The 20320-nt window shown below is 36.8% G+C and carries 18 protein-coding genes and 2 pseudogenes; 10 read left to right on the top strand and 10 right to left on the bottom strand.

Annotation, left to right across the window (positions count from 1 at the left end; all coding sequences use genetic code 11):
• Positions 1 to 10: 10 nt before the first annotated feature.
• Positions 11 to 520 carry an SRPBCC family protein gene (locus tag KI338_RS06055; RefSeq protein ID WP_212920113.1) on the top strand — a complete coding sequence of 170 codons (510 nt, stop codon included), beginning with the start codon at positions 11 to 13 and terminating at the stop codon, positions 518 to 520.
• A complete protein-coding gene (locus KI338_RS06050; RefSeq protein ID WP_212920112.1) occupies positions 517 to 1347 on the top strand; it encodes an alpha/beta fold hydrolase in 831 nt (276 codons plus the stop codon). Before KI338_RS06055 ends, KI338_RS06050 begins: the two co-directional genes overlap by 4 nt.
• A gap of 302 nt (positions 1348 to 1649) precedes the next feature.
• Here KI338_RS06050 and KI338_RS06045 read toward each other — a convergent pair whose 3' ends face one another.
• Positions 1650 to 3050 carry a SpoVR family protein gene (locus KI338_RS06045; protein WP_212920111.1) on the bottom strand — a complete coding sequence of 467 codons (1401 nt, stop codon included), beginning with the start codon at positions 3048 to 3050 and terminating at the stop codon, positions 1650 to 1652.
• Positions 3051 to 3207: 157 nt separating this feature from the next.
• On the opposite strand from KI338_RS06045, the gene KI338_RS06040 reads away from it, so the two are divergent.
• Complete coding sequence (locus tag KI338_RS06040; RefSeq protein ID WP_212920110.1) at positions 3208 to 4203, top strand: metal ABC transporter solute-binding protein, Zn/Mn family; 996 nt, start codon at positions 3208 to 3210, stop codon at positions 4201 to 4203.
• A 360-nt stretch (positions 4204 to 4563) separates the two neighbouring features.
• On the opposite strand, the gene htpG is transcribed toward KI338_RS06040, so the two are convergent.
• Positions 4564 to 6447, bottom strand: coding sequence for a molecular chaperone HtpG (gene htpG, locus KI338_RS06035; RefSeq protein WP_212920109.1), 1884 nt, complete (start codon positions 6445 to 6447; stop codon positions 4564 to 4566).
• Positions 6448 to 6638: 191 nt separating this feature from the next.
• Here htpG and ymzB point away from each other — a divergent pair, with 191 nt between their 5' ends.
• Complete coding sequence (gene ymzB, locus KI338_RS06030) at positions 6639 to 6995, top strand: protein YmzB (protein ID WP_212920108.1); 357 nt, start codon at positions 6639 to 6641, stop codon at positions 6993 to 6995.
• A gap of 135 nt (positions 6996 to 7130) precedes the next feature.
• On the opposite strand, the gene yhbH is transcribed toward ymzB, so the two are convergent.
• Positions 7131 to 8294 (bottom strand): sporulation protein YhbH, encoded by a 1164-nt coding sequence (yhbH, locus tag KI338_RS06025; RefSeq protein WP_212920107.1) that lies wholly within the window; start codon positions 8292 to 8294, stop codon positions 7131 to 7133.
• 177 nt (positions 8295 to 8471) lie between these two features.
• Positions 8472 to 10367: a PrkA family serine protein kinase gene (locus tag KI338_RS06020; RefSeq protein WP_212920106.1), complete on the bottom strand. Its 1896-nt coding sequence runs from the start codon at positions 10365 to 10367 to the stop codon at positions 8472 to 8474.
• A gap of 266 nt (positions 10368 to 10633) precedes the next feature.
• Here KI338_RS06020 and KI338_RS06015 point away from each other — a divergent pair, with 266 nt between their 5' ends.
• On the top strand, positions 10634 to 11350 hold the full coding sequence (locus tag KI338_RS06015; protein WP_212920105.1) for a YebC/PmpR family DNA-binding transcriptional regulator: 717 nt from the start codon (positions 10634 to 10636) through the stop codon (positions 11348 to 11350).
• Positions 11351 to 11605: 255 nt separating this feature from the next.
• On the opposite strand, the gene KI338_RS06010 is transcribed toward KI338_RS06015, so the two are convergent.
• Both KI338_RS06010 and KI338_RS06005 read right to left on the bottom strand, forming a co-directional pair.
• Positions 11606 to 12322, bottom strand: coding sequence for a CPBP family intramembrane glutamic endopeptidase (locus tag KI338_RS06010; RefSeq protein ID WP_244853430.1), 717 nt, complete (start codon positions 12320 to 12322; stop codon positions 11606 to 11608).
• Between the two features lie 1209 nt (positions 12323 to 13531).
• A complete protein-coding gene (locus KI338_RS06005) occupies positions 13532 to 14239 on the bottom strand; it encodes a DNA alkylation repair protein (protein WP_212920104.1) in 708 nt (235 codons plus the stop codon).
• A 432-nt stretch (positions 14240 to 14671) separates the two neighbouring features.
• On the opposite strand from KI338_RS06005, the gene qacH reads away from it, so the two are divergent.
• Positions 14672 to 15049, top strand: coding sequence for a quaternary ammonium compound efflux SMR transporter QacH (gene qacH, locus KI338_RS06000; RefSeq protein ID WP_212920103.1), 378 nt, complete (start codon positions 14672 to 14674; stop codon positions 15047 to 15049).
• A gap of 119 nt (positions 15050 to 15168) precedes the next feature.
• Here the strand turns inward: qacH and KI338_RS05995 are convergent, their stop codons facing one another.
• A complete protein-coding gene (locus tag KI338_RS05995) occupies positions 15169 to 15525 on the bottom strand; it encodes an MmcQ/YjbR family DNA-binding protein (RefSeq protein ID WP_212920102.1) in 357 nt (118 codons plus the stop codon).
• 31 nt (positions 15526 to 15556) lie between these two features.
• On the opposite strand from KI338_RS05995, the pseudogene KI338_RS05990 reads away from it, so the two are divergent.
• A pseudogene (locus KI338_RS05990) lies at positions 15557 to 15697 on the top strand (IS1595 family transposase); the annotation flags it as partial.
• A 40-nt stretch (positions 15698 to 15737) separates the two neighbouring features.
• Here the strand turns inward: KI338_RS05990 and KI338_RS05985 are convergent.
• The 3 genes and pseudogenes from KI338_RS05985 to KI338_RS05975 all read right to left on the bottom strand — a co-directional run.
• Positions 15738 to 16230 (bottom strand): annotated as a pseudogene (locus KI338_RS05985) (transposase); the annotation flags it as partial.
• A gap of 294 nt (positions 16231 to 16524) precedes the next feature.
• The gene (locus KI338_RS05980; protein WP_212920101.1) at positions 16525 to 16905 is read right to left on the bottom strand and encodes a VOC family protein; all 381 of its coding nucleotides are present in this window, start codon (positions 16903 to 16905) and stop codon (positions 16525 to 16527) included.
• A gap of 13 nt (positions 16906 to 16918) precedes the next feature.
• Positions 16919 to 17362, bottom strand: a complete 444-nt coding sequence (locus KI338_RS05975) for an N-acetyltransferase (RefSeq protein WP_212920100.1) — start codon at positions 17360 to 17362, stop codon at positions 16919 to 16921.
• Positions 17363 to 17788: 426 nt separating this feature from the next.
• Between KI338_RS05975 and KI338_RS05970 the strand changes: the two genes are divergently transcribed.
• The 3 genes from KI338_RS05970 to KI338_RS05960 are packed head-to-tail and all read left to right on the top strand — an operon-like array spanning position 17789 to position 20099.
• A complete protein-coding gene (locus KI338_RS05970) occupies positions 17789 to 18394 on the top strand; it encodes a TetR/AcrR family transcriptional regulator (RefSeq protein ID WP_212920099.1) in 606 nt (201 codons plus the stop codon).
• A gap of 2 nt (positions 18395 to 18396) precedes the next feature.
• The gene (locus KI338_RS05965; RefSeq protein ID WP_212920098.1) at positions 18397 to 19323 is read left to right on the top strand and encodes an ABC transporter ATP-binding protein; all 927 of its coding nucleotides are present in this window, start codon (positions 18397 to 18399) and stop codon (positions 19321 to 19323) included.
• Complete coding sequence (locus tag KI338_RS05960; RefSeq protein ID WP_212920097.1) at positions 19320 to 20099, top strand: ABC transporter permease; 780 nt, start codon at positions 19320 to 19322, stop codon at positions 20097 to 20099. Before KI338_RS05965 ends, KI338_RS05960 begins: the two co-directional genes overlap by 4 nt.
• Positions 20100 to 20320: the final 221 nt, after the last annotated feature.

The raw sequence follows: 20320 nt of genomic DNA, 5'->3' as shown, positions 1-20320 counted from the left end.
TGAATTTAATTTGAGAAAAAAAACAAAAATTTTCAAGGATCAGGTACGTCGAGAACTTACAATTGAGCGTACAGTAGCAATCCCCCTTCAGTATGCATGGGACGGATGGACGAAGCCCGAACATATTGCTCGTTGGTGGGGACCAAAAGAATGGACATCCACAGTTTACGAGATGGATGTTAGACCGGGTGGTGTTTGGCGCTATCGTTTATGTCCCGATAATGGTGATGGAGAAGAGGCATACTGTAAAGCTATCTATCAAGAAGTTATTGAACCATTAAGACTTGTGTATATAGACTCATTTACTGATAAGAATTGGAACATTGTAGAAAACAGTGAAATGTACACTGTTGTAACCTTTAGTGAGGTAATGGAAGGCTCAGTACTTAGGATTATTACTCGCTTCAATTCCAGTGAAGAGCTAAACAAAGCCGAAGAAATGGGAATGGTTAAAGGATTTACAGATGCCTTTGACCGTTTAGAAGAATACTTAATCTCAAAAAATGGAGGTACGTTATGAACACATTAATCTCAAAGGATGGGACAAAAATTGCTTACAAAAAGCAAGGGTCTGGGCCATCATTAATCCTAGTAGCCTCTGCTGCTGCTGATCATAAAGATGCTGAACAACTAGCTGTAAAGCTTGCAAGTCATTTTACTGTTTATAATTATGATCGTCGTGGAAGGGGGCAAAGCACCGATTCTTCACCGTATGCAGTGGAACGTGAAGTGGAAGATATTGAGGCTCTTATAAATGAAGCTGGTGGCAAGTGCTTTTTGTTTGGAAGTTCCTCTGGTGCCGTGTTAGCAATCGAAGCTGCAAGTAAACTTGAAGACAAAGTCATAAAGCTATTTATGTATGAACCTCCTTTTATTATTGATGATAGTCGCCCACCTGTACCAGCAAATTATGTTCAGCATTTAAACCATTTGATTGAAGAAGGCAAACGAAATGAAGCTGTTGAGTACTATATGAGTGAAGCACTTGGTATACCATCTGAATACTTAGAGTATGTGAAAGCTGATCCTTCTTGGAAATCAATGGAAGGAATGGCACATACGCTAGCTTATGATGGAATGATTATGGGTGAAACTCAATCTGGTAACCCATTACCAGTTGATCGGTGGAAAATGAATGTTCCAACATCTGTTATGGTTGGAGAAAATAGTGAACCTTATTTCCATGACGCTGCTAAGTCACTTGTTAACCTGTTACCTGTAGCTAAATACCAAACACTTTCTGGGCAAGACCATTCAGCAGTTATGATGGCTCCAGACGTACTAGCCAAAGAAATGGTGAATTTTTATCTGAATTCTCATCATGATCTGAATGAGGTGTCTATTTAATATTTTCAGAGGATGATTACCATTAACGGTAGACATATTTTACAGAAAGATATCGCCCTTTTTTGGGAAGACTATTCTAATTTATGAACGGGTACTATTGCGTAATAAGACATACTATGAAGCAGAACTTCCAGTTAATTGGAAGTTCTGCTTTTCTTTATATAAATATTAAACTTTAGCGGTATCTTTTCTTTGAATATTACTATTCAATTAGTTTGTAAAAATAGACTGGTGATACTTAAGCATATCGCTATTTTCTTTTAAAAGTCTAAACCATTAGGAAAATAGTATACGATTACCAATTACCGCTTAAACACCCGATCCCCATCATAACTATAAACGGTCAGTTTATCATCTACATAAGTCTCTATATAAACTTTCCTACCCCACAACTGATAAATATATGGTAGTACGTTTTCCAAATAATGTAGGTCTAGCTCTGTTCCTTCATACCCATGAACCAAATACAACTCTCCATTACGCATATAATCCCCATCCACTACGGTGATGTACGGGAAGCCTCCATTCACTCGCATGGATACTAACTGATCTCGAATTTTTTCATAGTCCTTATCGGATATTCTGTAGTACGCACCTTGCTTTTCAAATAGATACAGGTCCTCTTGTTCGACCAAATCCTTTGTAAGATAGTTTCGGATAAAGGATATATCTGACTCAATCTCACGCACTTCAAATATTTTCTCACGTCCAGAGCCGGCTTTTACACCTCGTTCTAGCATTTCTTCCGTTGGGTTGTTGTAGCGTTCTTCGATGTCTTCGAATATTTTCAGTCCTAAATAATAGGGATTAATTTGTTGTTTCGATGGCTGGACGACTGCAGAATTTAGCTTGGCAAATTCGATGGTTTCTTGAGAGCTTAGGTCTAACTCACGCAGGATGCGCTGGTGCCAGTAGGAAGCCCAGCCTTCGTTCATGATTTTCGTCTCCAGCTGTGGCCAGAAATAGAGCATTTCCTCCCGCATCATTGTTAGTATATCCCGCTGCCAATCATCTAGCTCACGACTATAGTTTTCAATAAATAGTAGTAGATCCTTCTCAGGCTTCGGTGGGAATTTCTTACGTCGCTTGACTCTTGGCTTATCCTCTTTTGGCTCTTCATCTATATCCCATAAATCATCGTAATCTGTTTTTACTTTTTTATTGGGAGATTCCTCTTCTTCAAAAACATATTCCGGTAGCTTTGGGCGAACAATCGAAGGGTCAATATGCTCTTGAATAGCTAATACCGCATCAAGAAATTTTTCCACCTCGTCCTTGCCATGGATTAATTCATATTGTGCAATACGCTCAGCAGTGGCTGTCATGCTCTCCACCATATCTCTTCTCGTATTGGAAAAACGCACATTGTTTTTAAAGAAATCGCAGTGCGCTAAGACATGTGCGATAATAAGTTTATTTTGAATGAGACTATTCGTATTTAATAAAAAGGCATAGCACGGGTCTGAGTTAATAACTAGCTCATAAATCTGGCTCAAGCCTAGGTCATATTGTAGCTTCATACGATGGAACTGCTTCCCAAAGCTCCAATGCGAGAATCGTGTTGGCATGCCATAGGCACCAAATGTGTAAATGATGTCAGCGGGACAGATTTCATAGCGCATCGGGTAAAAATCTAACCCAAATCCCTCAGCAATTTCGGTAATTTCTTCAATTGCCTTGTGCAGCTCTTTTGTATCGGTCAATGATGATCCCTCCAAATATGCTTTGTATAGTTTATGAAGGAGAAAAGGAATGATGAACAGGATGCACGAATAAAATAAATCGTAACCATTCCTATTTACAAATCGTAACGATTACGATATAATCGTTGTTGACTTTAAAAAAAGGGAGAGTTGTTAGTTGAAAAAAAGCTGGATTATCATTGTTTCTTTAGGAATTATTCTATTATTGGCGGCATGTAGCACTTCATCATCTACCGAGTTAAAGGACGAAGATACTTTAACGATCTATACTTCGATTTATCCACTTGAGGATTTTGCAAAGAAAATAGGCGGAGCACATGTTCAAGTGAAAACCTTAATCCCTGCAGGTTCGGACAGTCATACATACGAACCTACCTCAAAGGAAATTTTGAATATTGCAAGAGCAGATGCATTTATATATAACGGATTAGGCATGGAATCCTATGCGGATAAAATTAAAGATACATTAAAGAGTGAGGACGTTTTAATAGTAGAGGCATCCGATGGTGTGGAAGCGATAAAGCATGCGCATGGGGAAGAGCATGAACACGGTGAAGAAAATCATGATAATGGACATGAGGAAGCAGATCATGAAGAGGATGAGCATGATGAACATGAACACCACCATGGTGACATTGATCCACATGTCTGGTTAGACCCAGTAAGAGCCGAGGTCCTAGCAAGCAACATTAAGGATGCTCTAATTAAATTACAACCTGAATTCAAAGCGGAATTCGAGCAAAACTATGAAACATTAAAGAATGACTTAGAGGCATTGGATGAAGATTTTCATAACTTAGCATCGCAGAAGGAGAACCCAGAAATGATAGTTTCCCATGCCGCATATGGTTACTGGGAACAGAGCTATGGAATCAAACAAATTCCTATTGCTGGTCTATCTTCAAGCGAAGAACCATCACAAGGTGAATTGACCAAAATTATTCAGCTCGCAAAGGAAAAGAACATACAGTATGTGATATTCGAACAAAACATTACTCCAAAGGTAGCGGAGGTTATTCGTGAAGAGATTAAGGCTGAGCCACTATATCTTCATAATCTATCAACATTAACAACAGAGGATATCGAAAATGGTGAGGATTATTTTAGTTTAATGAAGCGAAATTTAGAAACCTTGGAAAAGGCTTTAAAATAATGTAAAATACCTGTGCTGGATTTAATTCTGCACAGGTTTTTACATTAATAGAACCAAATCATTAACTATTTACAGCTGGAGACTGTTAAACTTCATTCGACAGTTAATCAATGACTTGATTAACAAAAAGTGAACCCCACCCTTAATCGCTAAAATAACTTAGGGTGAGGTTCTTTCCTGTCCATTGTGTTCAGGAGGGGAACCCACCTGAACTTCAGTATCGTGCCCAACCGAGAATGTTCGCGCATTCTCGGTTTTTATTATCCTATTACCTTCTAGCTATTATTATACATAATACGAATCAAAATGTCTAATAGCACTCATTTATAAGATATATACAATTTCATATATCCCCACAACTTACTTGGACCCAACCATCACTTTACACATATTATTCGTAAATTCAACCGGATCATCAACTGGTAATCCTTCAATTAGCAGTGCTTGGTTGAAAAGAATCGTTGTGTATAGATTTAATTTTTCCTTATCATTTTCATATGCTTCCTTCAACGTTTGGAAGATTTCATGGTTTGGATTGACTTCTAATACTTTTTCCGCTTTAATCTGTTGATTATCTGGCATCGCATTGATAACTTTTTCCATTTCGATGGAGATTTCACCATCTGCGGTTAAGCATACTGGATGTGTTTTCAAACGCTTAGACACTCGTACCTCTTTTACTTTGCCAGCTAAGTGCTCCTTCATGTATGCAAAGAGATCTTTGTTTTCAGCTGTTTCCTCTTCTGTTGCCTTCTCTTCCTCTGTATCAATTCCAAGGTCATTGCTAGAAACGGATTTAAACTCCTTCTCTTCGTAGTTCATTAGCATACGAATAGCGAATTCATCAATTTCTTCAGTAAAGTAAAGAATTTCATACCCTTTATCCGCTACAAGCTCTGTTTGTGGAAGCTTGTCTATACGTTCGATGGATTCACCTGTTGCATAGTAAATATACTTTTGATCCTCAGCCATTCTAGACACATACTCTGCTAAGGTGACAAGCTTTTTCTCCTTGGAGGAATAGAACATTAATAAATCCTTTAATGTATCCTTGTTTGCACCGAACTCATTATAAACACCGAATTTTAATTGGCGACCAAAGGCATTATAGGACTTCTCATAGCTTTCTCTGTCGTCTCTTTGTAGGCTGATAAGTTGTTGCTTAATCTTCTTATTAATATTTTTCTCAATAAGCTTTAACTGTCTGTCATGCTGCAGCATCTCACGTGAGATATTTAATGACAGATCCTCAGAATCAACAAGCCCTTTTACAAAACTAAAGTGATCTGGAATAAGGTCTGCACATTTTTCCATGATTAGCACACCATTTGAATATAGCTCAAGACCTTTTTCGTAATCTTGAGAGTAGTAGTCAAATGGACGATTTTCTGGAATGAATAGAATAGCATTATAACGAATCGAACCATCTACACTTAAGTGAATATGCTTTAGTGGCTTATCAAAGCCATAGCGCTTTTCACGATAGAAGTTCTCATAATCTTCATCAGTTAGCTCACTTTTATTCTTTTTCCAAATCGGAACCATACTGTTAATAGTTTCTTCTTCCTGGTACTCTGTATATTCATCATCGTCATCATTCTTCTTGCTTTTCGTAACATCCATTTTAATTGGATAACGAATAAAATCAGAGTATTTTTTGATGATTTGTTTTAAGCGATATTCTTCCAGATACTCATCATAGCTCTCATCTTCTGTATTCTCTTTGAGCTTCAGTGTAATTTCCGTTCCAACGGTGTCCTTTTCTACCGGTTCGATGGTATATCCATCAGATCCCTTTGATTCCCATTTATATGCTTGATCACTGCCTAATGCTTTACTTACTACGGTTACAACATCTGCAACCATAAATGCTGCATAGAAGCCAACACCGAATTGACCGATAATATCATAGCCATCCTTAATTTCGTTTTCAGATTTAAAGGCTAAGGATCCACTCTTAGCAATCGTGCCGAGGTTTTTCTCCAGCTCTTCCTCAGTCATACCAATACCTGTATCAATAATTTTTAGTGTACGAGAATCCTTGTCTGCCGTAATTTTAATAAAATAATCACTTTGATTAAAGGTTAAGTTCTCATCTGTGAGTGCCTTATAGTAGATTTTATCGATGGCATCACTTGCATTTGAGATTAATTCACGTAGGAAAACCTCCCGCTGTGAATAAATAGCATTAATCATTAAATCCAATAATCGCTTAGATTCTGCTTTGAACTTCCTTTTTCCCATTCTCCACATCTCCTTTTCTACCTTTATTACTAGAAGTATTAAATGGTCAACTTTATTTTAGCACTCTAACATGTTGAGTGCTAATAATTCTATCAAATAAATACCATATTTATTTTTCTGCTGTCAATAGATTGGTTTATCTCCGCATATTTCCTATACTTTTTGGAAAATTTAAGGTCAGGAGGGATGGCATGGAACACCAATTTTTATCGGTTGAGGAATTTAACAGACAGCTTCAACAGTGGAATGGCCAGCAAATTAAAATTACTAAGCATGAAATGGATGATGTTGATAAAATAGTAATGCATTTACAGGATATTTCCTATGACCTAAACACGAGAAGAATTGACGATTATGTACCGAGGTATAATCTATTATTAAAAGGGGATGGGCGGATTGAGACACTAGCTTCTATGAGTAATCAGCCGCTTCCAGCATCGGTTTATGAAATCCCCCTTGAGAATAATACCCTATATGAATATGATGGGGAAAAATTCTTTATAACGACAGAGCGTGGTGTTTATAAGATTGAACAGGTTTATAGTTAATTATCGTAACTTGTATTCGCTTGCCTTTTTGCGAATGGCTTCGTTCTTCTTATGCAGAAACGAAAGTCGTTTATCCTTACCTATTTACAAATAAAAAGCTCCCCCTAGCATTGAATAAGGGGGAGTCGAATTTCCTCAAACACCAACTGCCTCACGTTGAAAGAAATTCTTCATCGCATGATATACATCTCGCTTTTCCTTTAAAATATAGTGACGGAACTTAGGATTCTCAATCGTATTATATGCGCGCATTAGTGTCGAATGACGATTGTAAATATTCACCTCAGCATAGCCGAACATATTAGACACATCCATTATTTCATTGACCAGCCGGATACATTTCGGGTTATCCGAGGTAATGTTCTCCCCATCTGAAAAATGAAAAGGATAAATATTATAGCGGGATGGCTGGTATCTGTCTTTAATTAGCTCTATCGCCTTCTCATAGGCTGACGAACAAATTGTTCCTCCACTTTCACCCTTTGTAAAAAACTCTTCCTCTGTCACTTCCTTCGCTTCCGTGTGATGAGCAATAAAAGCAATATCTACATGCTCATATTTCGTTTTTAGAAAGCGAGTCATCCAGAAGAAAAAGCTTCTCGCCATGTACTTTTCGAATGTACCCATCGAGGCACTAGTATCCATCATCGCTAATACAACGGCCTGTGATTCAGGCTTCACAACTTCATTCCATGTTTTAAATCGTAAATCATCATTATAGATTGGAATTATTCCAGGGCGACCATCTCTTGCATTTCGCTTTAGTGCTGTTAAAATAGTGCGTTTTTTATCAATATTACCCATTAGCCCCTTCTTTCGCACATCATTGAATTCTATTTTTTCAGTAACAATCTCTGCTTGGTCCTTTTCTTGTAAATTAGGTAATTCTAATTCTTTAAATAGGGCTTCCTCTAGCTCTTCTAATGATACCTCTGCCTCATAATAGTCTTCTCCAGGTTTATCACCTGCCTGCTTTCCACCGCCGGGGCCTTGCTGTCCCTTTGCATTCGGATCCTTGCCAATGACATCTCCTACTTTACTATCTCCATTCCCTTGCCCTACATGCTTTGACTTGTTGTAATTGTAACGAATTTTATATTCGTCTAACGAACGGATTGGTATTTTGACGATATCCCGTCCATTCGACATAACGATACTTTCTTCACTTACTAAATCTGGTAAATTATTTTTGATGGCTTCCTTTACTTTATCCATGTGGCGTTGTTGATCTTGAAAGCCTTTGCGATGGAGGGACCAGTTTTCCTCGGAGACAACAAAGCTGTGTTTACCTTCCTGCATACCTTCCCCTCCTATTCTTTTCGTTAAAAGTAGTGCAATCCTTTTGTGAGGACTACTATACTTTTCTCTATCATATGCAGCTAGGCGCATATTATTGCATTACGAAACGGTTTTTGGTTAACAAAAAGGTAACAAGACTAGCCTTTTCACAGGTTCTTGTTACCTTTTAGTGTATAATTATCGATTTAACAAGCTTCCAACATAACGTAGCAGCTCATTTGCTGAAACAGAATTATAACCATACTCATCTATCAATCTAGCAATAACCTCATTTATCTTCTTCAGCTGTGATTCATCCGGTGTCTTCGAGGACGTGGTAATTTTCACAACATCCTTTAAATCAGCAAATAGCTTTTTCTGAATGGCTTCCCTTAGTCGTTCATGGGAGTTATAGTCAAATCGTTTTCCCTTTCTAGCGTAAGCCGAGATACGAATGAGGATTTCTTCCCGGAATGATTTCTTCGCATTCTCGGAAATACCAATTTGTTCTTCAATGGAACGCATCAGCTTCTCATCTGGATTCATTTCTTCTCCAGTTAACGGATCTCTTAGCTTATTTTTGTTACAGTATGCTTCTACATTATCTAAATAATTATCCATTAAGGATTTTGCAGATTCTTCATAGGAATAGACAAAGGCCTTCTGAACTTCTTTCTTAGCAATCTCATCATATTCTCGCCTTGCAATTGCAATATAGTTCATATAGGTTTCTTTATCTTCCGTTGATATCGAAGCATGCTGATCAAGTCCTTCCTTTATCGATCGCAATACATCTAATGCATTGATGGAAGGTACTTCCTTCCGAATAATCGCTGAGGAAATTCGGTTAATCACATAACGCGGATCAATCCCCTCCATCCCCTCGGTCGGAAACTCCTTCCTTAATTCATCAACATCTACTTGATTATAGCCTTCTACACTTTCCCCATCATACAAGCGCAGCTTTTTTAACAGATCTACACCTTGTTTCTTTGATTCTTTTAATCTGGTTAACACAGAGAAAATGGCAGCCACTCGTAAAGCATGTGGAGCAATATGGACATGGGCCATATCACTTTGCTTAATCATCTTTTCATAGATTCGCTCTTCCTCACTAACGCGCAGGTTGTAAGGGATGGGCATAACAATAATTCGGGAATGAAGTGCTTCATTTTTCTTATTGGAAATAAAGGAGCGATATTCTGATTCGTTCGTGTGCGCAACAATTAATTCATCGGCAGAGATGAGTGCAAACCTTCCTGCTTTAAAATTCCCTTCTTGGGTAAGTGAAAGTAGATGCCAAAGGAATTTCTCATCACACTTCAGCATTTCCTGAAATTCCATCATCCCTCTATTCGCTTTATTTAATTCCCCATCAAATCGATATGCCCTCGGGTCTGATTCAGAGCCGTATTCAGCAATGGTTGAGAAGTCGATACTCCCTGTTAAATCTGCTATATCCTGTGACTTCGGATCCGATGGGCTAAAGGTTCCAATCCCGACACGCTTATCCTCAGAGAAGAAGATTCGTTCCACCATCACATCTTCCACTCGCCCACCATATTCCTTTTCCAGCCTCATCGTATTTAATGGCGAAAGACTTCCTTCGATTCGTATTCCATATTCCTTATAAAAGTCCTCCCGTAAATGATTGGGAATAAGGTGTAAAGGATCCTCTTGCATTGGACAGCCCTTAATCGCATAAATTGCACCTTCATCCGTACGGGAATATTTTTCTAATCCTCTTTTCAACATCGTCACAATTGTTGATTTTCCACCACTAACCGGTCCCATTAATAATAAGATTCGCTTTCGCACATCAAGTCGCTTTGCTGCAGGATGAAAGTACTCTTCAACAAGTCTCTCAATTGCCTCCTCTAAACCAAATATTTCCTCACCGAAGAAATGGTACATCTTCTGACCATTTCGTTCTTCAACTCCAGCTGCTTTTATCATATTGTACACGCGCGAATGCGCTGTCTGGGCAACCTCTGGCCTCTCCTTGACAATTTCCAGGTACTCCGCGAATGTACCCTCCCACTTTAGACGATTTTCTTCCTCTCGATAGCTCTTCACCTTGTTAAGAATATCCATGTTTGTTTTCCCTCCATCTTGGACGCGGTTTATATAGCTTATGCGTGAGGTAGTGTCGTGATGCCGAGAACTTTGTAGGGAGTGATGGCAGCTTCATAAGATGTAATTCACAGCACCAACCACACACCCCACAAACAAGCTATCCAAAAATTCCCCAAGAAATTCTTGTCAAGATATTGTATAATAGTAAAGGTTTTTTATTGTATTATGTATTATCTCTGTATTAAAATTTATAACAGATTCAGATAGAAAGTGAGATGTTCGTAATGGGACGTAAGTGGAATAACATCAAGGATAAGAAGGCAGAGAAGGACAAAAATACAAGCCGCATTTATGCTAAGTTCGGTCGTGAAATTTATGTGGCAGCTAAGCAAGGGGAGCCTGATCCTGAGGCTAACCAAGCCTTGAAGGTTGTATTAGAACGTGCGAAAACCTATAGTGTTCCTAAGCATATCATCGAAAAAGCTATTGAAAAGGCTAAGGGTGGAGCAGAAGAAAGTTATGATGAGCTTCGTTACGAAGGATTCGGTCCAAACGGTTCAATGCTTATCGTGGATACATTAACAAACAATGTTAATCGAACTGCTTCCGAGGTTCGTGCTGCTTTCGGTAAAAATGGAGGAAATATGGGTGTCAGTGGTTCCGTTGCTTATATGTTTGATGCTACTGCAGTATTTGGTGTAGAAGGTAAAACTGCTGATGAAGTGCTAGAGCTTTTAATGGAAGCAGATATTGATGTTCGTGACGTAACAGAGGAAGAAGACACGGTTATTGTCTATGCAGAGCCTGATCAATACCATGCTGTTCAAGAGGCACTCCAAACTATCGGCATCACGGAGTTCACTGTAGCTGAATTAACCATGCTTCCTCAAAACGAGGTTACCCTTGATGATGCTGCAAGAGAACAATTCGAAAAATTAGTGGATGTATTAGAGGACTTAGAAGACGTTCAACAAGTTTATCATAATGTTGATTTAAGTTAATTTTATGTAGGCACCTGCTGACATTTAGTTGTGCGTATAATGATAATTAACAACCGATAATTTCATTAAAAAATGTAACAATTTAAATAACGTAAAAAAAGCTTGGACCTAAGCTAAATTTTGTTCAAGCTTTTTTATTTTAATTATATGATTCTTCTTTGATATCTTTTTTCTGTATCTCCGACGAAATTAATTTTAATCAACAAAGAATGGATCGGGACGCAAAACAAACGACACGAGGACTGCTAAAAGAAGCTATGCAACAGATTGGTGCTTTTTTTGTTCCATCTTTTGAATCGGATACCATAGTAGGTGGAATAAAATATGCACGATAATTGCAGCAAATATACCGGCTTCCAAAAATGCCCACCCAGCAAAAACCCCAACCCATATATTTCCCAAAATAGTATAAACATACATAGCTGGCTTAGGTTCAGTGGAGACCATTTTGATGGAAGGTAAATGTACAAGAGAAAAAAGTATACTTGAAATTCCAATCGCGATAACCACTGCTGTAATCGTCAATGGTTTAAAAGCAAATTGTAAAAGCCATAAAATGAAACTCATGATTCCCCAGCGAAACATAATTTCTTCGACAAACCCAGCATATAGAATACGGCTTAAAATACCAATATTATGATAATGTTTTTCAATTTCTAGATAGTCCTTCGTTGTAATACTTTTTAGCAAGTAAAAATAATACAACACTAAATTTCCAACCGAACATATGACTCCAAAGATTAGGCCATATTTTAAAATACTATATACATTAAATTCTAAAGGAATAATATCTACTTTCGGTACTGCAAATGCCCCAATCGCGCCAAATAAAACAACAATTGCAAAATGAGCAACCAAACGCTCCTTATCGGAAATTTCATCATTATTTGGCATTTTCTTCTCTGTTTGAAACATAAAATAAATGCCCGGCAAACAAATAGCTACAGTCAGTAACAATAGATACCAAAACAAGGCAGTCCCCCCTTTTAATCAACCCACTGTCCCTTTTTTATGTTAATAATCATTTATGGTTTATGATAAATTACACTTCTTATTTAATACCTACACCAATCTTAACATTAACCTCCATTGGATTCATCAGAATTATTGAAATAATTATTTTTCTCGACTGAATAGCACTGTTGTAGATAGCAAGGTTTGATTAAACGATTAATATTGGCTGGTATTATGATAGGTGAGGAGGATTTTTATTAGAAGTGGTCTATTAGTATTGGTTTCAGCAGAATCTGGGTTGGGTGTCTATTAGAAGTGTCTATTAGACTAGAATCCAACTAAATCTAGGTTATGTGTTTATTAGATGCGTCTTAATAGACTGAGTTCTTCAATATTTAGGGGAACTGTCTTTTAGAAGTGCTCTATTAGACTAAACTCAGCTATATCCAGGTTTAGTGTCTATTAGGTGAGTTCTAACAGACTGAGTTCTGCAAAATCCGGGTAGAGTGTCTTTTAGAAGCGGTCTATTAGACTAAAATCAGCGATATCCAGGTTTAGTGTCTATTAGAAGTGCTCTATTAGACTAAAATCAGCTATATCCAGATTTAGTGTCTATTAGGTGAGTTCTAATAGACTGAGTTCTGCAAAATCCGGGTTTAGTGTCTATTAGAAGTGCTCTATTAGACTAAAATCAGCTATATCCAGATTTAGTGTCTATTAGATGAGTTCTAATAGACTAAGTTCTGCAAAATCCGGGTAGAGTGTCTATTAGAAGTGGTCTATTAGACTAAACTCAGCTATATACAGGTTTAGTGTCTATTAGGTGAGTTCTAATAGACTGAGTTCTGCAAAATCCGGGTAGAGTGTCTATTAGAAGTGCTCTATTAGACTAAACTCAGCTATATACAGGTTTAGTGTCTATTAGAAGTGCTCTATTAGACTAAAATCAGCGATATCCGGGTTTAGTGTCTATTAGAAGTGCTCTATTAGACTAAAATCAGCGATATCCGGGTTTAGTGTCTATTAGAAGCGGTCTATTAGACTAAACTCAGCTATATCCAGATTTAGTGTCTATTAGATGGGTTCTAATAGACTGAGTTCTGCAAAATCCGAGTTTAGTGTCTATTAGAAGCTCCCTTTAAACTATTCAGTGAAAGTTCATAGGGAGAAGCAGCACTTCTCCCTTTACTTCAACCAAGTGGACTTAATTCTTATCGATAATCCGTTTTAACATCTTACATATTTCCGTTTGAAACCAAGCCTGCCTCTATCTATTTCTTTTTGGATATTCTCGAGGGCGTTTAGGAAACTGCTCTTTTTATTTTCCCGTTTTACTTCTACTATACCGACTTCCTTTGCCGTCTCTACTGCCTTTTCATGACCCGGTAAATAGGAAATTCCTACAGTATATATAAAATTGTTCATCGAGGATTTGGTCCGTTCTGGTGAATCATGTATCGTATTTTTCACCATATCAAGCATACTGGAAATCTTACTTTCTGAAAACGCATTGTCTTTTCGATTTCCTAACAGCCAGCAATAGCAGCTCCAGCCTGCTGACATTCTAAGTTCATCACCGCTTGCAATCCATTGATCAGCGACCTCTTGTGCAATATCTGACTCTGATAAGGTTACTGCCACTACATAATCAGAAAGCATATAAAAATAAGCATCATCCATCCAACAATCAAAATCTGATGCTGTCATGGCTTTGGGGTCTGCTATAATGCCTGCAAAATACATGGCGTCGTAATTACCAGTTGCATAAAGCTCTTCAGCTAATGGTTGATTTATTTTAATTTTCTTTGCCATCGGCTTCATAGCACCTGTAGCCACGCCAAAGAGCGGCTCGTGGGCGCCATTAGACATGTAAATCTTTTTTGTTCGTTCCTTGCCGAGAGCTTCGAGCTCCTGCATCACTGTTTCGAAATCCATAATATTTGCACTTCCTTACCTAATCTATTTGGCTATTTATTGGCTCTTTAAAACTTCTATACTTCTCGATTTTACCATGAATCTTATTGAAGTATACTACACCATTTACACCATAATAAATTCTTCATTTTGATCGACAATGATTGTTTACTTATAATCCCAAGATTTCATAAAGCTTCTTCCTTTTATAGAACTATAGATCCATCAGTAGTACCATGTGAACAACATAATACCCCACCCAATGAAGAAAGCACAACCGTCGGATAACTACTATTTTCTTAGCAACTTCACTCACCTTAAGTAGAATTCTGTACATACTAATGGTTGGTGATTGCAATTTTCCTAAAGGATATTATAAAGTTAGTTAGTGACGTTATTTAGGTGAAACCTTTAAAATGAACGAATCATCATGATTCTGGAGGAAGTATAATAATGCCTTATTTATTTTTAGCACTTGCAATCGTTGGGGAACTTATTGGTTCTTCTTTATTAAAAGCATCTGAAGGGTTTTCAAAGCCTTTTCCTACCATTGGTGTAATTATAGCATTTGTTGGATGTTTCTTCTTTTTATCATTATCCTTGAAAACAATTCCATTAAATACTGCATATGCGATATGGTCTGGAATTGGGATTATTGCTACGACCATTATTTCCGTTTTAATTTGGAAAGAGAAAATTAATGCGGCTAGTATTGCCGGAATAACATTAATTATAGTCGGAGTGGTCATATTAAACTTATTTGGACCAGGGCATGGAGAACCAAGTCAGGAAGCAAACAAGGCTATTACAATTAATGAAAGTATTGAATAACAAAAAATCCTTCTTACATAAAGGGAAGGATTTTTTTCATTAGGCTCTGTTAATGTTTATTATTGATATTTTTATCAAAATAAGAGGTGTATCTAAACGATGCACCTCTTAAGCAAATTTTATTTTGTTAAATCGTAACTCCAATTAATTAAATTGTAGATTTCTTCTTTAGGAAAAAGACTATCCAAAACAATTGTAATCCAATGCTCCTTATTCATATGGTATGCGGGCAAAATCCCTTGTTCATTCCTTAGTAAGCTATTAAATCCTGGGTCGCACTTCAGGTTAATTATATCGATACTACCTTCCCCTGATAAACCTAATTTGATTCTTGGTACATTCATTATTAGTCCATACCACTTGCCATTCCCATTATGTCTTAATACCGCATAATTTGGAAACTTAAGCCAAGGATAGTCTGGCTCTGAATCGAACTTTTCCTTTACATAGGCAAAAATTTCGTTTCTATTAATCATAAAAGCACCTCCCGAAACACCTTTAATTCTTCTAGCCTGGTTTTTGTTTGTTGATAGCCGCAATAACGAAAACACAAAGCATAATATTAAAGATTTTCTATTATCATCATTTGTCTTTGAAATGACCGACACGTATGACAGTTTGCGATTGTCTAGAATAAATGTAAATTAGTAAAATTATGTTCGAAAAAATTAATATTATACAACAGAGGACCTTTTTGAGAGTATAGGAAATAGGTATCATCAACCTCAACAATACCCTCAAATTGTTCAAAATCGATTTGTTTAAGCGCATTCAAGAGCTTGTTTCTCCAATAAAAAAGCGTAACCCAAGTAACTCCTACGATTTCAGCTGATTTTCGTAGGGAATAGCCTTTGAACATACAATCAACAAATGTAATCCATTCGTTCCCTTTACGAGTGCGGAACAAAACGGTATTGGTTGTGTCTGTAAAAGTTTTACTGCAAGATTTACAACGATAGCGTTGACGACCATTGTACTTTCCAAATCGAACAACGTGCTGAGAATTACAGTGGGGGCACTCGAACCCGTCTTTATAGCGAGTTTCCCTCATTTCATTGATTAAACGTCCGCCAACGGAGGAGGCAGGATCGATATAGCGTTTTACCCATTGATAGACTTGTTCTTTTTGTAAGATCTAATTTACCAATGTGTTTCAATAAATTGCTAAACGCCTTGTCCATCCTTATAACCTACCCGAATATATGCTCTTATTTTAAAGTTATAACGGAATCATGAAGGTATCAATTATCAACATTTACCTTTAACACAGCCTTTCATTAAATAATTTTATAACAAACCTTAATCCACTAACCTGCTATTTATTCAAAAAATAAACTGTGGAATTTTCATTTTAGTTGGAGCATAACAACTAAACAACTACTCGGTAACGCCCCTTATAGTAAAATAACAACATTTCTTTTTAGGTGTTCAGCTATCAGTCCCGAGAAACATAAAATATGTATTTCATAACACTTCTATGGTCCAACAATTATTAATACAATATCATCTGCTATTGTACGCATAACTGCAAGATGTCCTCCATATGGTTTTTCAATTGGTGGTTGAATCCAATGAATATTTTCATTTTCCTTATGCGTATTATAGAAGTCTCTCACATCTTCTACTAAAACCTCAATATCTGGTTCCTTCCATTCTTCACTATCATGTAAAACAAACTCCGTGTTTCCATCAGCAAATGATAGCCCTACCATATTTGAGCCATTTGTTTGTTGAGAACGGAACAATTCAGCTGCACCGAAAGTATTTTTATAAAAATCAACAGAGAAGTCCAAATTTGGGGTGAAAAGAGATACTGCTTGTATGAATTTAATTTTTCCTTTGCTGCTTGAAGTCATTAAATATCCCCCTTTAGTTGCCATTTTGAAATTGCCATGAGTTTAATTCTCCTTTTGTTTCGTGCAATGTCCATCCTGTTTTACTAAAATAGTGATTTATTGATGAATGCTTAGGACATGTAGCACGCACAGGACCTGCATTTATATAGGAAAGCATGTCCTTTAATAATCCTCGATTTCTATGGGTTTTACATATCGCAAATTGATAAAGTGATACACTATTGTCTGTCTTTTTCTTATAAAATCGAAGAGCGCCTACTAAATTATCATCTTTTATGGCGATTAACATCTGGTTTCTCCTAATAGCCGCTTTCACTCCATCAGGACAAACAAATTCTCGATTGTAGATCGTACCACTATCCATGTCTATGTTCTCATCAAAAAATGCCAGTACTTCATTCGTATTCGACTGCACTGCAAGCTTGATGTCTAAAGCATTATTCCTACAGTTTAGCATAATCAGCACCCCTAACAGGAACATATGTTCTAATTATACCATAACATTATTTGCTAGGATAGTGGTTTTCACTAAATTTCACCAGCAGCTTCTTATCTTTCTAATGTATTTTCCCAGAAATATTTTTTCTAAAAGAACAATGTCACCTACAAAAATTACTTTGGTTACCCATCACGCCCAGTTTAACAAGGCATTTATTCATTCTTCTACGTAATTTGTGCTCAATCTTGCATTCTCACTATCTATATAATCTAAATAGTCTGCGTTTCTAATGGAGGTTCCAATTCGTGGGGAAATCTATTAATCAAATCTGTGGCTACCCGAAATTTAATTATTTGTTATTATTTGAAAAATTATAAGAATGGTATATAATCTATGTGAATATAAAATATTTTTATTCATATATTCACATAAAGGGGTGTTTGAATGTCTAGGGGATTTAATGAACATGAAAAGCAAGTCATTACCAATTCTCTTATCGAGCAGGGACGGATCCTTTTCAGCAAAATGGGGTTTCAAAAAACGAGCATTCATGAAATTACTCAAAATGTTGGTATTGCTCAAGGGACTTTTTATAAGTTTTTTAGTTCAAAAGAAGAATTATATTTCGCAATCCTAGAAATGGAAGAAGAAAAGATAAGGGAACAATTTGTTAATCTTAAGGTTAGCAACGAAGATCAGCCAAAGAAAATAATTAAAGGCATCCTTCGAAAATTTATTAATGCGATCGAAACAAATCCACTTATACGTGAATTGTATTTTGGAAGTAATATGGAGGAAATGCTTAAAAGACTATCTCCAGAGTTACTAGAAAAACATTTCGCCAAAGATAATGATGCCATTTTAGCTTTAATTGAAAAATGGAGGGCTTTAGGGATACAAGTGAAGGAAGACCCTGCCATTATTGCTGGTGTACTTCGATCCTTGTTTGTACTCACACTTCATGAAAAGGAAATTGGTGAAGCCGTATATCATGACACTCTCGAGCTGCTTATTGATCTTATTGTTGATGGGCTCATTGAGGAGGATTGAACATGCTTCAAGTTATTCAAACAAATAAGCTAACCAAAATTTATAAAGGTTTTGACGCAGTTAAAAATGTTTCATTAAGTATAAATAAAGGAGAAATTTATGGTTTTATTGGTTTAAATGGAGCGGGAAAAACGACAACGATAAGAATGTTACTCGGTATGATTCGACCTACTCAAGGAACTAGCTATATAAATGGAAAAAAGGTCAATCATAAAAATTATAATATCTGGGAAAAAGTAGGATACATGGTTGAAACGCCTTATTCCTATCCTGAACTAACGGTGGAGGAGAATCTTGAGGTTTATCGCCGCCTTAGAATGGTTTCGAGTCCCGATGCTGTTTTGAATGTGATGAACCTTCTAAATTTAACACAATACGCACGGAAAAAAGCGAAAGATCTTTCCTTAGGGAATGCTCAACGTTTAGGGATTGCTAAGTCCATTCTACATAAGCCAGAAATATTAATTTTAGATGAGCCTGTAAATGGACTGGATCCTGCAGGGATTGTAGAAATAAGAGAATTACTTCAGGACTTAGCATTTAATCAGGGCGTAACCATCTTAATTTCAAGTCATCTCCTTAGTGAAGTTGCTAAAGTTGCTACAAAAATAGGAATCATTCATGAGGGACAGCTGTTACAAGAAATAGAGTCAATCCAATTAAACAAACTGCTTAACCAACGTCTAATAATTGACTCTTTTGATAACAAATCAGCTGCGTCTAAACTGTCATCTGCTGGATATCCTTCATGGATAAATAAGGACGGACTAATTGAGACCTATAACAAGAAAGCCATAGAACATCCAGAAGAAATATCTCGTTTACTAGTTTACCAAAGCTTTCCTCCAACTAAATTAATAGTGGAAGAGGAGGACTTGGAATCCTATTTTCTAAGAATTATCAGAGAGAAAGGAGAAATGTTGAAATGAGCTATTTTTTTCCTGCATTACAAGCTGAATGGCTCAAGGTTCGAAAATCAAAAGTCATTCGGATAACAGCAGTAGTTTTTACAATTGCTCCGTTAATGGCTGGTTTTTTTATGATTGTATTAATAAATCCAGAGTTTGCTAATAGCTCAGGATTACTAAGAGCAAAAACACAATTTGCTGGAGAAGCAGATTGGGCATCGTATTTACGATTACACGCGCAAATTATTGCAGTAGGTGGGATTCTCGTCTTTGGATTTGTCACAAGCTGGATATTTGGAAGAGAATATGCTGACCGCACGGCAAAGGATCTCTTAGCACTTCCTTATTCAAGAGGCGTTATTGTGATTGCCAAATTTATTGTATCTTTTATAACAAATATCTTACTAAGTGCTTATGTTGTGACCCTTGGTATTATAATAGGCTGGATAATTGGCCTCCCACAATGGTCTTCAGCTATCTTCGTACATGGTCTTTCTATACTGCTAGTCGTCACCTTTATAACAATATCTTTATCTACTCCTGTCGCATTCATCGCAAGTTACGGTGGCGGATATTTAGCTCCGTTAGGCTTTGTTATTCTTACAGTTGTTCTCTCCCAAATTGTTGCTGTTACTGGCTTTGGTGATTATTTTCCATGGGCTATCCCAGCAATATTTAGTGGTTTAACAGAGGGTGATGGTGTTCTAAGTTTCAATAGTTTATTCATCATTATTATTACCAGTTTGTTAGGGATCTTTAGTACCTTATTTTGGTGGATTTTTGCAGATCAACATTAAAACAATTAAGTTATTTACAGCATATCAGTTTATTGATACCGAATATTACCGTTGTACACCCGTTAGTTGTAAATTATCTTATTACCCAAAAAGAAGTACTGGTAAAATAACGGTTTCACGACATATCAGAAATGGCTTGGTATTAATGAAGTACATTTGCATAAGTACTATCGCTGTGTCATTACAGAGGTTGAAAACAAGTCAGTATTAGGAGGTGCAAA

The organism is Ornithinibacillus bavariensis, assembly GCF_018333235.1.
In the GTDB taxonomy this organism is placed as follows: domain Bacteria; phylum Bacillota; class Bacilli; order Bacillales; family Amphibacillaceae; genus Ornithinibacillus; species Ornithinibacillus bavariensis.
The sequence above is the reverse complement of the archived record's forward strand: the minus strand, read 5'-3'. Positions and strand labels throughout refer to the sequence as shown.